General features: G+C 49.5%; 10 protein-coding genes. All 10 read left to right on the top strand.

Annotated features, from left to right (window positions below; genetic code table 11):
* Positions 1–81: 81 nt before the first annotated feature.
* The 10 genes from LAJLEIBI_RS03380 to LAJLEIBI_RS03425 all read left to right on the top strand — a co-directional run bounded on the left by LAJLEIBI_RS03380 (position 82) and on the right by LAJLEIBI_RS03425 (position 13,501).
* A complete protein-coding gene (locus LAJLEIBI_RS03380; protein WP_040436038.1) occupies positions 82–489 on the top strand; it encodes a protease complex subunit PrcB family protein in 408 nt (135 codons plus the stop codon).
* Positions 490–501: 12 nt separating this feature from the next.
* Positions 502–2,061 carry a DUF3794 and LysM peptidoglycan-binding domain-containing protein gene (locus LAJLEIBI_RS03385; protein WP_006444846.1) on the top strand — a complete coding sequence of 520 codons (1,560 nt, stop codon included), beginning with the start codon at positions 502–504 and terminating at the stop codon, positions 2,059–2,061.
* Positions 2,062–2,123: 62 nt separating this feature from the next.
* On the top strand, positions 2,124–2,999 hold the full coding sequence (gene ispE, locus LAJLEIBI_RS03390) for a 4-(cytidine 5'-diphospho)-2-C-methyl-D-erythritol kinase (RefSeq protein WP_006444847.1): 876 nt from the start codon (positions 2,124–2,126) through the stop codon (positions 2,997–2,999).
* A gap of 2 nt (positions 3,000–3,001) precedes the next feature.
* The gene (locus LAJLEIBI_RS03395) at positions 3,002–3,679 is read left to right on the top strand and encodes a GntR family transcriptional regulator (protein ID WP_006444848.1); all 678 of its coding nucleotides are present in this window, start codon (positions 3,002–3,004) and stop codon (positions 3,677–3,679) included.
* Between the two features lie 88 nt (positions 3,680–3,767).
* The gene (spoIIR, locus tag LAJLEIBI_RS03400) at positions 3,768–4,448 is read left to right on the top strand and encodes a stage II sporulation protein R (RefSeq protein WP_040435949.1); all 681 of its coding nucleotides are present in this window, start codon (positions 3,768–3,770) and stop codon (positions 4,446–4,448) included.
* Between the two features lie 18 nt (positions 4,449–4,466).
* Complete coding sequence (locus tag LAJLEIBI_RS03405; protein ID WP_006444850.1) at positions 4,467–5,663, top strand: cation diffusion facilitator family transporter; 1,197 nt, start codon at positions 4,467–4,469, stop codon at positions 5,661–5,663.
* 3 nt (positions 5,664–5,666) lie between these two features.
* Complete coding sequence (locus LAJLEIBI_RS03410; RefSeq protein WP_006444851.1) at positions 5,667–6,380, top strand: acyl-[acyl-carrier-protein] thioesterase; 714 nt, start codon at positions 5,667–5,669, stop codon at positions 6,378–6,380.
* Positions 6,377–7,210: a CvfB family protein gene (locus tag LAJLEIBI_RS03415; protein ID WP_006444853.1), complete on the top strand. Its 834-nt coding sequence runs from the start codon at positions 6,377–6,379 to the stop codon at positions 7,208–7,210. The genes LAJLEIBI_RS03410 and LAJLEIBI_RS03415 overlap by 4 nt, the downstream gene beginning before the upstream one ends.
* 142 nt (positions 7,211–7,352) lie before the next feature.
* Positions 7,353–7,586 carry a hypothetical protein gene (locus LAJLEIBI_RS19470; protein WP_006444854.1) on the top strand — a complete coding sequence of 78 codons (234 nt, stop codon included), beginning with the start codon at positions 7,353–7,355 and terminating at the stop codon, positions 7,584–7,586.
* A 314-nt stretch (positions 7,587–7,900) separates the two neighbouring features.
* Positions 7,901–13,501: an InlB B-repeat-containing protein gene (locus LAJLEIBI_RS03425; protein WP_006444856.1), complete on the top strand. Its 5,601-nt coding sequence runs from the start codon at positions 7,901–7,903 to the stop codon at positions 13,499–13,501.
* Positions 13,502–13,508 lie beyond the last annotated feature (7 nt).

Raw genomic sequence — 13,508 nt, forward strand, 5'->3', positions numbered from 1 at the left:
CGTCTATTATACTACAAAATTGGAATTTTTCATAGCTTTGCTGTGTATGATGTTAAAGAGAATGTAGCTTTGAGGAATCTGATGAAAAGATTATGCTCCTGCGTGCTTCTTCTGGCCTGCACGCTTCTGCTTACTTCATGTTCTGTCACAAAGACGGACAAAGACAAGATCAGGGATATTGATTTTACGGTGGTCGATCCGGAGGATATCCCCGAAGAGCTGGCCGCACAGATAGAAGAGGCCAGGGCGGAACCGTTCAGGCTCACATACGGGGATAATGGATATCTGTACATTGCCCGTGGATATGGGACAAAAGATACAAGCGGGTACAGTGTGGAGGTGCCGGAATGTTATGAGACTTCCAATGCGGTCTGTATGAAGAGCAGCCTTCTCGGGCCGGACAAAACAGAAGAGGTGCTGAAAAAACCTACGTACCCGTATGTAGTTATAAAAATGGAATACAGCGACAAAAATGTAGAATTTGATTAAGGAGGTAAGAAAATGGAATATATGAAAAAACAGGTACAGACGTACCGGATGGGTAAAGTCATTGCCGATCAGTTTTACATTGACGACGACTACAATGTACCGGACGTAAAAAGCGACGTGATGCGTATTATTCTCGGGGAAGGAACACTTGACGTAGAAGATATGAAGGTCGTGGAAAATTATATCCGCGTCACCGGTAAGATGAACTTCAAAGTATTGTATGTGACAGAGGAGGGGGAATCGAGACTGTCGGCTCTGGAAGGGCGGATTCCTTTTGAAGAGATGATATACACCGAGCAGGAGCCGGAGGGCGCACCGTTTATCAAATCTTCCAATATAGACCTTACGGTGACGACGATTCACTCGAGAAAGCTGAACCTGAAAGCGCTCGTGGAGCTTCAGGTATCTTCAGAGGGTATGGACGACCTGGAAGTAACGACGGATATCTTGAGCGATTCACCGCTTTATAAGCGGTATACGGGGAGACAGATGCTGCGCATGCTCACCTCGAAGAAAGATACATACCGCATCAAAGAAGAAGTGGCCATCAGCGGGACGAAAGAGAATGTAGGCACACTGCTCTGGACAGACGTGACGAGCCGCAAGCTCGATACGAGGCTTGGCGCGGACGAGATGCTCATCCAGGGAGAGCTGATGCTGTTCTGCTTTTATGAATCGCTGGAAGGCAAGACGGACTGGATCGAACAGGTGATTCCTTACGAAGGACGTATAGAATGTTACGGAGCACAAGATAATATGTATCATCAGATCTATCCGGAACTTGCGGACGTCAATATCGATATCCGCATGGATGAGGACGGAGAGATGCGGCTGCTCGGCGTGGAGGCAACGCTTGAGATGCGGCTTATCGTGTATGAAGAAGAAAACGAGGATGTGCTGGAGGATGTATATTCTCTCGAACAGAAATGTATTCCGAGGATCACAGAAGAGACCTTTGAAAAGCTGCTCATGCAGAACCACTCAAAATGTAAAGTGATCGAGCAGCTGTCTCTTCCGGAGATAAAGGACAGTATGCTGCAGGTGTGCCACAGCAGCGGAAAGATACAGCTGGAACGGACGGAGATCGTGGACGGCGGTATTCAGATAGAGGGCGTGCTCCACATCAGTTTTCTCTATGTAAAGGCAGACGACGTCATTCCGTTTGATACGTGGCAGGGGATGGTCCCGTTTTCCTATCTGCTGGAGAGTAATGAAACGAGCAGTGATATGACATACGATCTGACCTATGCGGTGGAACAGCTCTCCATCGGCCTGCTTGGAAGCGACGAGATAGAGGTCAAGGCAGTGCTGGCGTTCAACAGCTTCTTAAAGCAGCCGGTGCGCATTTCCAATATTGAGGAAGTGGACTTTGAACCGGTAGACATGGAAGAGATGGAGCGGCGTCCGGGTATTGTCGGATATATCGTCCGGGACGGGGACCTGCTCTGGGATCTCGCCAAACGCTACAGCACTACAGTGGAAGGGATCATGGAAGTGAACGGACTGGAGTCGGAACAGGTAAAACCAGGGGATAAGATATTGATTTTTAAGGAGAACATGAGTATACTATAAGTACACTGTATACAAGATACAACGTTGGGGAACAAAGGCGTAAAGATACGAGGAGATAACATATGGATAAATTGGAGTTGAAGGCACTGGCAAAAGTGAATCTGGGCCTGGATGTGCTCGGAAGAAGGAGCAGCGGCTACCACGATGTGCGCATGGTCATGCAGACAGTGTATCTGTACGATCAGGTGATCATGGAGAAGAAAAAGAAACCGGGAATCGAGGTTGAGACGAATCTGTATTTTCTTCCCGTCAATGAAAATAATCTTGCGTACAAGGCTGCAAAGCTGCTGATGGATGAATTTAAGATCAAAGAGGGAATCAAGATCACGCTCAAAAAGCATATACCGGTGGCGGCGGGGATGGCAGGCGGAAGTTCCAATGCGGCGGCAGTGCTCTATGGAATGAACCGTATGTTCTCCCTGAAGCTGTCGGAGGAGGAGCTGATGGAGCGCGGCGTGGCTCTGGGCGCGGACGTCCCTTACTGTATCATGCGCGGAACGGTACTGGCAGAAGGCATAGGGGAGGTCCTCACACCTCTGGCTCCTATGCCGAAGTGCCATATACTGATAGCGAAGCCGCCCATCAGTGTGTCGACCAAATTTGTGTACGATGAGCTTGATTCCCATGAGATAACAAAGCATCCGGATATCGACGGAATAATAGCGGGTCTCAATGGACAAGACCTGGCCCGGATAGCCGGAAGCCTTGGAAATGTGCTGGAGGAAGTAACGGTCCGGGAATACCCGGTGATCGAACAGATAAAGAATACGATGAAGGAACAGGGTGCGCTGAATGCCATTATGAGCGGAAGCGGCCCGACCGTGTTCGGTATATTTGAGGAGAAGAGCAGAGCGAGAGAGGCCGGCAGAAAGATAAAAGAAACAGGAGCAACAAAGCAGGTGTATGTGACAAACGTACATAATGCAAGGAGGAAATAAGCATGGAACCTAACTTTCAAGTCAATATGAACGAATACCTCCCGCTGCGGGATGTAGTGTTCAATACACTGCGCCAGGCGATCCTGCACGGGGAGTTAAAGCCCGGTGAGCGGCTTATGGAGATCCAGCTCGCCAATAAACTCGGGGTGAGCCGTACACCGATACGCGAGGCGATCCGGAAGCTGGAGCTGGAAGGGCTGGTGCTCATGATCCCGAGAAAAGGCGCGGAAGTAGCGGAGATCACGGAGAAGAGCCTGCGGGATGTGCTGGAAGTGAGAAAGGCGCTGGAAGAGCTTGCGGTACAGCTCTGCTGCGACAAGATCACGAAGGAGGAGATCCGGGAGCTTGAAAAGGCGGCGGAGGATTTCAAGACAGCGATCAGGAACGGGGGACTTACGGAGATCGCGGAAGCGGACGTAAAGTTTCATGATGTCATCTATATGGCGACGGACAACCAGAAGCTGATCCAGCTTCTGAACAATCTGCGGGAGCAGATGTACCGCTACCGGATGGAGTATCTGAAAAGCGATGAAGTATATCCGCATCTCATATCCGAGCATGAAGCGATTATCCGGCATGTCGAGGGAAAAGAAAAAGAAAAGGCTACGGAAGTTGTGAGCAGACATATAGACAACCAGGTGGAGGGGGTCGTTGACACACTCCGCACAAAAAAATCATAAAATTCATACAGGCGCTGTATAAGAGCCGGAAAATGTGTACAGACTTCTTATAACATCCGAGGGGATCGTTAATAAGGAGGTACATATCATGCGGGAAGAAATTGAAAAGAGATATAGAAAGAAACAGCTCATCTGTGTTATACTTGGTGTCTGTATAGCGCTGATCCTGACGGGAAGCATCGTTAACCGGCGGATGAAGGTGGTCGATGCGAAAGTGCGCAGGACACAGGAGAAGCTGGCCGGGGAAGTATTCCGTTTTCACGTGCTTGCCAACAGTGACAGTGAAGAGGACCAGGCGCTGAAGCTGAAGGTCAGGGACGCGGTGCTTGCGTATATGAAGTCTGATATGAAAGATGAGACGACCGGCGAGCCGTCTGCAGAGGACACAAAGCAGTGGGCGCAGAGACATCTCGGTGACATAGAAGAAAAAGCAGGGGAGATCATCCGTGAGGAAGGATATTCTTACGGGGTGAAGGCGAACGTTCAGGTATGCCATTTTCCGGACAAGACTTACGGGGATATCACATTTCCGGAGGGCGACTATGAGGCGCTGCGCATTGAGATAGGGAAAGCCGAAGGACATAACTGGTGGTGCGTGCTCTATCCGAACCTGTGCTTTATGAGTACAACGTGCGCGGTCGTGAGTGACGAGGGAAAAGAAGAGCTGAAAGAAGTGCTCACGGACGATGAATACGAAATGGTGACAGCCACTTCGGACTTTAAGATAAAATGGTTTTTCTTTGGAGGAGATGCCGGGAAAGACCAGTAGAAACATGGAGGCAGTTTCATGACTGAGTTTTTAGTTAGACGATTTGTGAAAAATCATGAAGAAGTGGAGAAGGTGTCTGTCCGTACAGCCTATGGAGTGCTGGCGAGTGCGGTGGGCATCTTTTGTAATGTGCTGCTGTTTGTGGTAAAGGCTGTGACAGGCTTTATGCTCCACAGCATATCCGTCACGGCGGACGCTTTCAACAATCTTTCAGACGCCGGTTCTTCCGTCATCGGTCTCGTCGGTGTCAGAATGGCCGGCAAGCCGGCGGATGAGGACCACCCGTTCGGACACGGCAGAATAGAGTATATCGCCGCGCTTGTCGTAGCTTTTCTCGTCCTGCAGGTAGGATTTACTTTTTTCAAGGACTCGGTCGGCAAGATACGTGAGCCGGAGATGCTCAAATTCAAGCTTGTATCGGTCATTATCCTCGTACTGTCCGTCGGGGTAAAGCTCTGGATGGGTGTGTTCAACCGGAAGCTCGGACAGCGCATCAACTCCAAGGTAATGCTTGCCACGGCGACAGACGCGCTCGGGGATGTGATAACGACCTCCGCGACGATCGCGTCTCTTCTGTTCTGGAAAGTGACAGGGATCAATATCGACGGCTTTGTAGGCCTCGGCGTATCGCTTGTCGTCATGTGGGCCGGAATCGGGATCGCCAAGGATACGCTGGAGCCGCTGATCGGCGAGCCGGTGCCGGCGGAAGAATATGTGAGGATATCGCGGTTTGTGGAGAAATATGACGGCATAGTCGGAAGCCATGATCTGATCGTACATAATTACGGACCGGGAAGGAATATGGCGTCTATCCACGCGGAAGTGCCCAACGACACAGATATAGAAGATTCCCATGAGATCATCGACCGGATCGAGCGGGACGCGGCCAGGAAGCTTGGGATCTTTCTCGTGATACATATGGATCCCGTGGAAACCAAAAATGAGCAGGTGCTTGTGGCGCGCAATCATGTGGAAGAGGCGGTGTCCCGGCTCGACAGGAGGGCCAGCGTCCACGATTTCCGCATGGTAGACGGTAAGGAACAGATCAATCTCATCTTCGATCTGGTCGTTCCAAGGGAGTACACGAAAGAGCAGCAGGACAGCTTAAGAGCCGCGCTCATCGAAGAGCTCCATAAGACAGACAAAAGATACGAGTGTGTGATAACCGTAGAGATGAGCTTTGTGGCGAGCGCGCAGAAAGGACAGGAAGAGTAAGTTATGTATTCATTTGACAGCAGAGTAAGGTTCAGTGAGGTAGACCATACAAAGCAGATCACCCTGCCGGGGATCATCAATTATTTTCAGGACTGCAGCACGTTTCATTCCGAGAGCCTCGGCCTCGGTGTCGACTACTTTGCGGAGCACGGACGTGCCTGGGTGCTGAATGCCTGGCAGGTGATCGCTAAGCGGTATCCAAAGCTTGGAGAAGAGATCACGGTCAGCACATGGGCAACAGAATTTAACGGACTGTACGGCCTGCGTAACTTCCGGATGACGGACGGGGACGGCAGGACGGCGGCGTATGCCAATTCCGTCTGGGTGTACATGGATATGGTGAAGGGAAGGCCGGTAAGGCCGCTGCCGGAGGAGATAGAGGCGTATGGGGCCGAGGAGCCGCTTGATATGGAGTACGCGCCGAGAAAGATAAGCCTGCCCGAAAATTGGGAGGAGAAGGAAGCGTTTCAGGTAAGAAAGTATCATATTGATACGAACGAACATGTAAATAACTGCCAGTATGTGCAGATGGCGCTTGAGGCGCTGGAAGAAGAGCTGTGCGTGCGCCAGGTGAGAGTCGAATACAGGAAGTCGGCGGTCTGCAAAGATATCATCAGGCCGAGGGTAGCCAGGGAGGACGGCAGGATCGTTGTGTCACTTACAGACGCACAGGGGAAACCTTATGCAGTAGTAGAATTAGAGGAGAACATAGGATGACATTAGAAAATGGATTGGGAAAAAAACAGGTACTGAGCGTTGTAAAGCTGGTAGACTTCGGCGTATACCTCGGCACGGAGGAAGAGAAAGTGCTGCTTCCGAAGAAGCAGGTTCCCCCGGGTGTGAAAGCCGGGGATAAGATCGAAGTATTTCTCTATAAAGATTCGTCCGACCGGCTGATCGCCACGACAGCCGAGCCTGCGCTCACGCTTGGGGAAGTGGCGGCGCTCACGGTGGCGGACACCGGCCGCATGGGAGCGTTTCTGGACTGGGGGCTGGAAAAAGACCTGCTTCTTCCGTTCAAGGAACAGACAGAAAAGGTGGCCAAAGGAGACCGGGTGCTGGCAGCTCTTTATGTGGACAAGAGCAGGCGTCTGTGCGCGACGATGAAGGTATACGACAGGCTGCGCACCGATTCGCCGTATAAAAAAGAAGATCATGTGAGCGGCACGGTCTATGAATTCAGCGATAATTTCGGCGTGTTTGTAGCCGTGGACGACCGGTACTCCGCCCTTATACCGAAGCGGGAGGCGTTCGGCAGCCTGAAGATCGGAGATAAAATAGAAGCAAGAGTGGTGAAAGTACATGAGGATGGAAAGCTGGATCTGAGTATCCGTGAGAAAGCCTTTATCCAGATGGACGCAGATGCCGCCGCCATCATAAAACGGATGGAAGAATACGGGGGAGCGCTCCCCTTTACAGATAAGGCGGAGCCGGAACTTATAAAGAAGGAATTCGGTCTGAGCAAGAACGCGTTTAAACGTGCGGCAGGACGCCTTTTGAAAGAAGGAAAGATTGAGATCAAGGAAAATTCCATTGTTATGAAGTAATAATTACCAAAAAATGGGATGAAAATTTGTGCACTTTTTAAAAAGCGCCGAAAATCAATAATATCCTTGATTTTAACACCGTTTTCGTATATATTGAGGGTGTAAAAAGAAAAAGAGTAGAAAAGAAAAGGAGAGTAACAAGATGAAAGTTCAGAATATCACAAATATCGAAAAGTTTTTCGAAGTAGTAGACAGTTGCTCAGGTAAGGTAGAATTAGTAACAGGTGAAGGAGACAGACTTAATTTAAAATCTAAATTATCTCAGTATGTGTCTATGGCAAACATCTTTTCCAACGGAGAGATCCCGGAGCTGGAAATCGTAGCGCATGAAAAAGAAGATATCGACAAGCTGGTCGCGTTTATGATCAACGGCTAGATAAAGGACAGCAGGAAGTAAAGACAGGCAGGAAAGCTAATATATATTACTCAGACAGGCGGAGATGGTATTTATCAAAAAAGATACCTTTTCTGCCTTTTTTTGTTTTTGTGTAAAAATTTTCCACTTTTACGTGATTTCGTGAGCCTTTTTTTGGACGAAAACTCTCCTATATAATATAGTGTACAAAATATATCCTTGCCAGGCTGCACGTACCCCAAAAAGGATGGCTCTCATACAGCCGGAACCGGGGAGATACGGGCATGGCGGGTAATGGTAAGAACGAATAAAACAATGACAGAAGGGGATACGTTATGAAGAAGCTTAGAAAATGGATCGCGTTATTACTGGCAGTCGTGCTCGTCGGCGCTAACGCAGTATATTCTATGAGCAGTGCGTTATGGGCGAGTGAGATAGAGTCTCAGGAGGAAGCAGCGGGCTCGCAGACGCCAAATGAAACGGAAGTGAACGAGCAGGTTCAGAGCAGCACAGAAGGTGTCAATGTCCAGGTTGTGGAAGAGAAACCAGAACAGAAACAGAGCCAGCCGGCCGCGCAGAAGACAGAGACACAGCCCTCCGGGGGACAGCAGGATCACAATAGTGAGCCAGCAGGGCAGGAGCCGGAGGCAGACGCACCGTCTGAGGTGAAGTATGAGGTGATCATTCATAAGCCTGAAGTAGACGGCGGTACGGTTAAGGCGTGGACCTCCGGTGACAGGCGGACGGTCACATACGACGCTTCCGGCCGGTATAAAGAAGAAGTGGCGGAAGGCACGGCCTATAATATAGAGATAACCGCAGATGCGGGATATGAGATAGACAAAGTAACCGGCAGGAACGAAGACGAGATCAGTCCGGCAGGCACAGACGGAAATATCAGTACATATACGATCGCCGGTATTGCAGAAGATAAGGAAATATTTATCTCATTTAAGGAAATAAAAGCAGAGAAGACGGAAAATAACGCGGTCCTTTCTTCTAATGATAATAAGACAGCTGAACGCACAGATGCGGGCGATACCGCGGCGGCAGAGAGTATAAAGATCCGCGGGAATAATAAAGTGATGGCAGGGCAGTCTGTCGAGCTGTACGCCGACGTAGAGCCGGAGGATGCTGCCGGCGATATCACATGGACGTCCTCGGATCCATCGGCCGCAGAAGTGACCGCGGAAGGGGACAGCAGCAGACAGGCGCGGGTCACCGGTGTCAAAGCAGGCGAAGTTACAGTCACGGCAGCGACACAGGACGGAAAAGTGAATACGTCTTTTAACATTACTGTGAAAGAAAAGTACACGGTTAATTATTACGATCAGAACAATTTTCTCGTAAAATCAGAAGAAGTACAGCCGGGGACATTCCTTCAGGGATACACGTTCACAGCTCCGGAGAACCAGAGTTTCCTTGGGTGGTACTGGCAGGGCAGATATCTGTCGAATGATGAGATCACGCAGCTGGAGGTCACGTCGGATATGAACCTGCATGCCGTCTGTGTCAATATTTATACTGTGACATACAGATATGGATGGGACGGCGCTGCCACAACGAAGAGTGAGACAGAACATGTAACTGCCGGAGGGCAGCCCCAGACAGTCCCTTCTGTTATAAAGGCAAGTACGACAGGGAGAAATGCCAAGATAACAGCTGTCGACGCCGCAGGATATGTGTTTACCGGTTGGAAGAATGAAGAGACCGGTGAGACAGTCAATAATCCGGCCGAGGCTGGAATATCCTCGGATACTACATACGTGGCCCAGTACGAGAAGGAAAGCGGTAATAAATTCACATTGAGGACCGGCTCGTCAGGAGTCAAGGTCTATTATGCCTTCAAGAAACAAAATGGTACGCCGCAGGATATAACCGATCTGGCCCAGCTGCCTGTCGGTTCATCGATCACGATGAACGCGGCCGGCAATGCGAGGATCCTGTTCTACGTGTCGGTTGAGAGAGGGTATATGACGGATACGGTGTATGCGCCGGTAAGCAGCAATATGGCCGGAGAGTATTTTTCATTTGAGAAAAAGCATCCGGACAGTACATACTATTATTTTGCAGATCAGTCTAATAAAGCACATGAAGAATTAGGATGTGATTACTGGTTTACTTTTGGTACATGGAATAATGGGAATGCAGACAGGTGGTTTACGATCACGGCGAATCCGGTCAAACATACGGTAGTATATGATTCGGCCGGCGGAACACCGGAACCGGCAGACACAAATAAGTATACCATTCACGATACTGTTACTTTAAGCTCTGAACGTCCGGAAAAAACCGGTTATACGTTTGCTGGCTGGAAATTGGAGCAGACGGGTGATGTTTATCAGCCGGGCAGCCGTATTGTGATGGACGAGATCTATGATGATCTAAACGGAAGTACACAGCTTAAGTTTACGGCTCAGTGGAAGGAACATGAACAGAGAATAGAAGGGACGATCGATAACGGTACAGCGCGGTTTGTATCGGACGAGGCAGTGGATGAGGCAGAAGCAGACAATGAGGTCATCGGTTATGTCACATCGGCGGGAAGATCGCCGGAAGTGAGCTTTAAGGCTTCAGAGGGATATTTTATATCTAAGGTAACTGTCAGCAAAGACGGACAGACAACAACGAACAGGAACGTATATGGAAGAAAGGAATATACTTATCCTCCGCAGTCCAATGTAACGACAGATATTATGGTAAATGTTGAGACAGAGGCGGAAGACGCATACATTATCTTCCATAGAAATGACGGGTCTGAGAATGATATCGTCAATACCCTGACAGGTAAAACAGGCCAGACGCTGGTGAATACCGATATGCCGTCAGACATTGAAGGTCCTGAAGGATATGTGTTTGAAGGATGGTATAAGACAAAGGATTGTGAAGAAGGAGACAAAGTGACAAAGCTGCCGTCAGCTTACCCTGCCGGAGAAACACATTATTACGCAAAATGGGTACGCGATACATCTGTATTTGACGCGGCGCTGAAAGGCTATGAAGGAGTGTACGACGCAGACCGGCATGGGATAACGTTCGATATTTCTGATAAGTTGCTGGCAGGCGAGGCGGTCTCATACGAGACAGAGAGCGCCGGAAAGACAGAAGATAATCCGCAGTTTACAGATGTGACAGAACAGAAAGTTACGGTGACGGTCACAGATAAAGAGAATGGTAATACCGTCTGGAAGGGCACGGCTTCTGTGAAGATCACACCGGCAGAACTGTCGGTAAAGACAGAGGGCGCAGAGAAAGTATACGACGGTGATAAACTTACTGCCGCAGGTAATATAAGCGGCTTTGTGAAGGGCGAGACAGCAGCGTTTGAAGTGACAGGAAGCCAGACAGAGGTTGGTGGCAGCCTCAATACTTATGACATTACGTGGAACGGGTCCGCGAAAAAAGACAATTATATAGTGAAGGAAGACCTGGGTACTCTTAAAGTGACTGAATACGCAGAACAGATAACGGTAACGACGACAGGCGGAATATATACGTACGATGGCGCAGAACATAAAGCAAAGGTAGAGGTATCCCAGCTTCCGAAAGGCTATTATGTGGAAGAGGCATCTACGGATGCGAAAGCGGCGGACGTTACGAAAGAAGCAGTGGAAGCGCGCTGCGACAAACTTGTTATCAAAAATGTCTCCGGTGAGGATGTGACCGGAAAGCTCAACATTACATATAAGAACGGAAGTATCGTTGTAAATCCGGCACGGCTGACAGTAGTGACGGAAAGCGCGGAAAAGCCGTATGACGGCGGGGCGCTCAAAGCAGGCGGAAAGATGGATGGTCTTGTGAACGGCGAAACGGCAGCATTTACTGTGACGGGAAGCCAGACAAAGGCCGGTTCCAGCACGAACACTTATAAAATAGACTGGAACGGTACCGCAAAAGAAAGTAATTATGCAGTTCATGAGACTTTAGGGACTTTGACGGTACTCGAGTATGCGGATGAGATCGTAGTGCTCACAGAGGGTGGAGAGTTTACTTACGACGGAAGTGAACACAAAGCAGTTGTAGAAGTCAGGAATCTTCCGGCAGGATACAGTGCGGAGGCTTACTCTGACGCAGCGGTGACAGACGTGACGACAGATAAAGTAACGGCAGCCTGCGATCATCTCGTTATCAAAAATGCAGATGGTCAGGATATAACAACAAAGCTTCGGATCCGGTACGTGGACGGCAGCATTCAGGTGAATCCTGCAGTGCTTACGGCAGTTACTTACAGCGCGGATAAGGAATATGACGGCACAGCGCTTACGGCGGATGGAAGCATCTCGGGATTTGCAGATAACGAGGACGCAGAATTTGCAGTGACAGGGACGCAGACAGACGCAGGAACGAGCCTCAATGATTATGACATCCGGTGGACGAACGCAAAAGAAAGTAATTATGTGATCAGCGAGACGAAGGGTACTCTTAAGGTAGACCCGAAGAAAGTTACGATCACAGTGGATGACAGCAGGAAGCTTTACGGGGAGCCGGACAGTCCGGACAGTTATACAGGAAGCATAAGCCCTGCACTTGTGAACGGATCGGACCTTGGCGCTGTCACTTATAAGAGAACAGGAGCAGGCGGAGATGACAATGAAAAGGTCGGAATATATAAGGATGTTCTGACAGCAGATTATACATCCAACAGTAACTATGACGTTAAGGTAGTTCCGGGAACGTTCGAGATAGCCGGACAGATCACCTATGACGGAAACGGCAGTACTTCCGGCTCTGTACCGGTGGACGGCGCAGAATATTCGTATGAAGCGGATATTCAGATCATGGACCGGGGAGAGCTTAAAAGAGACGGCGCACTGTTCCTTGGATGGAGCACCGTGCAGTCACCTCTTATTACTACACAGGCGATGGAAGATGAAGCCATGGAATCCATAGTGGGCGCTTCTGTTAAAATGGGAAGGGAAAGCGTCGTTCTGTATGCGGTATGGGCTGTGGATATTGCGGGCCCTGGCACTGGACCGGATGATGTTCCCGACTATAAAGAGTTCAAAGTGACATATGACGGCAATGGAGATCAGGTGACAGGCAGCGTAGAAGATACAGGACTGTATGAAGAGAATTATGAGTATACAGTCAAAGATAATGGGTTCCAGCGCGCGGGCTATGTATTTGACGGATGGAACACACAGGCGGACGGAAACGGCATGTCTGTCAAACCTGATGAAAGCTACACGATCACGGGCGATGTTACCTTCTACGCACAGTGGGAGGAGGATGTCATCGGTGAAGGTGAGAATCCGAATGAGCCGGACGGAATTCCTGACAGATATCAGGCAGTCGTATATTTTGAAGCGGTCAATGGAACTGTAAGTATTGACAAAACGGTTGTCACATTATATGACATGGATGGAAATCCATCTGAGTTAGGCATCGGTACACTGCAATATACGGCGGAAGCCAGAGCAGCCGGCGGATATACACAGAGCAGCCTGACATGGACTCCGCAGACACCGGTGGTCGGCATGAAAATTACAGGAACAAGAACATTTACAGCTGAATTTGACAGAGAAGAGACACCGGCCGCAGTGACGCCGGGAGGAACGACACCAGGCGGAACGACTCCCGACGGAACAAATCCGGGAGGGACTGCTCCCGATGGAAATAATACAGTAACGCCGGCAGCTGTGATCCAGGCGATCACAGAACCTGTTGCTGAGCTGGCAGAGGGGATCGGCAATGCCATTGGAGATAATGTCCGGCAGCTTGTACAGTCAGACGATGAAGGAGTACCGCTTGCCAACAGGGCTTCTAAAGACCATAAATGCTGTATACTTCACTTTCTGCTCGTCCTGCTTGCGCTTATTGTGGAGATAGAGTACACGAGAAGCATGAAGAAACGCCAGCGGAGGATATTTGAACTAAGAGAAGAGATCGCGCTTGCGGATAAGGACATAGAAGCAGGAAAGAATCAGGCGGCTTAACAGTTTT

It is taken from the genome of [Clostridium] hylemonae DSM 15053 (assembly GCF_008281175.1).
Classification (GTDB): Bacteria; Bacillota; Clostridia; order Lachnospirales; family Lachnospiraceae; genus Extibacter; species Extibacter hylemonae.

Bases quoted from the DNA above. Each gene is read 5' to 3' on its own strand.
- LAJLEIBI_RS03395 (WP_006444848.1), top strand. From the start codon at position 3,002: ATGGAACCTAACTTTCAAGTCAATATGAACGAATACCTCCCGCTGCGG.
- ispE (WP_006444847.1), top strand. From the start codon at position 2,124: ATGGATAAATTGGAGTTGAAGGCACTGGCAAAAGTGAATCTGGGCCTG.
- spoIIR (WP_040435949.1), top strand. From the start codon at position 3,768: ATGCGGGAAGAAATTGAAAAGAGATATAGAAAGAAACAGCTCATCTGT.
- LAJLEIBI_RS03410 (WP_006444851.1), top strand. From the start codon at position 5,667: ATGTATTCATTTGACAGCAGAGTAAGGTTCAGTGAGGTAGACCATACA.
- LAJLEIBI_RS03405 (WP_006444850.1), top strand. From the start codon at position 4,467: ATGACTGAGTTTTTAGTTAGACGATTTGTGAAAAATCATGAAGAAGTG.
- LAJLEIBI_RS03380 (WP_040436038.1), top strand. From the start codon at position 82: ATGAAAAGATTATGCTCCTGCGTGCTTCTTCTGGCCTGCACGCTTCTG.
- LAJLEIBI_RS03415 (WP_006444853.1), top strand. From the start codon at position 6,377: ATGACATTAGAAAATGGATTGGGAAAAAAACAGGTACTGAGCGTTGTA.
- LAJLEIBI_RS19470 (WP_006444854.1), top strand. From the start codon at position 7,353: ATGAAAGTTCAGAATATCACAAATATCGAAAAGTTTTTCGAAGTAGTA.
- LAJLEIBI_RS03425 (WP_006444856.1), top strand. From the start codon at position 7,901: ATGAAGAAGCTTAGAAAATGGATCGCGTTATTACTGGCAGTCGTGCTC.
- LAJLEIBI_RS03385 (WP_006444846.1), top strand. From the start codon at position 502: ATGGAATATATGAAAAAACAGGTACAGACGTACCGGATGGGTAAAGTC.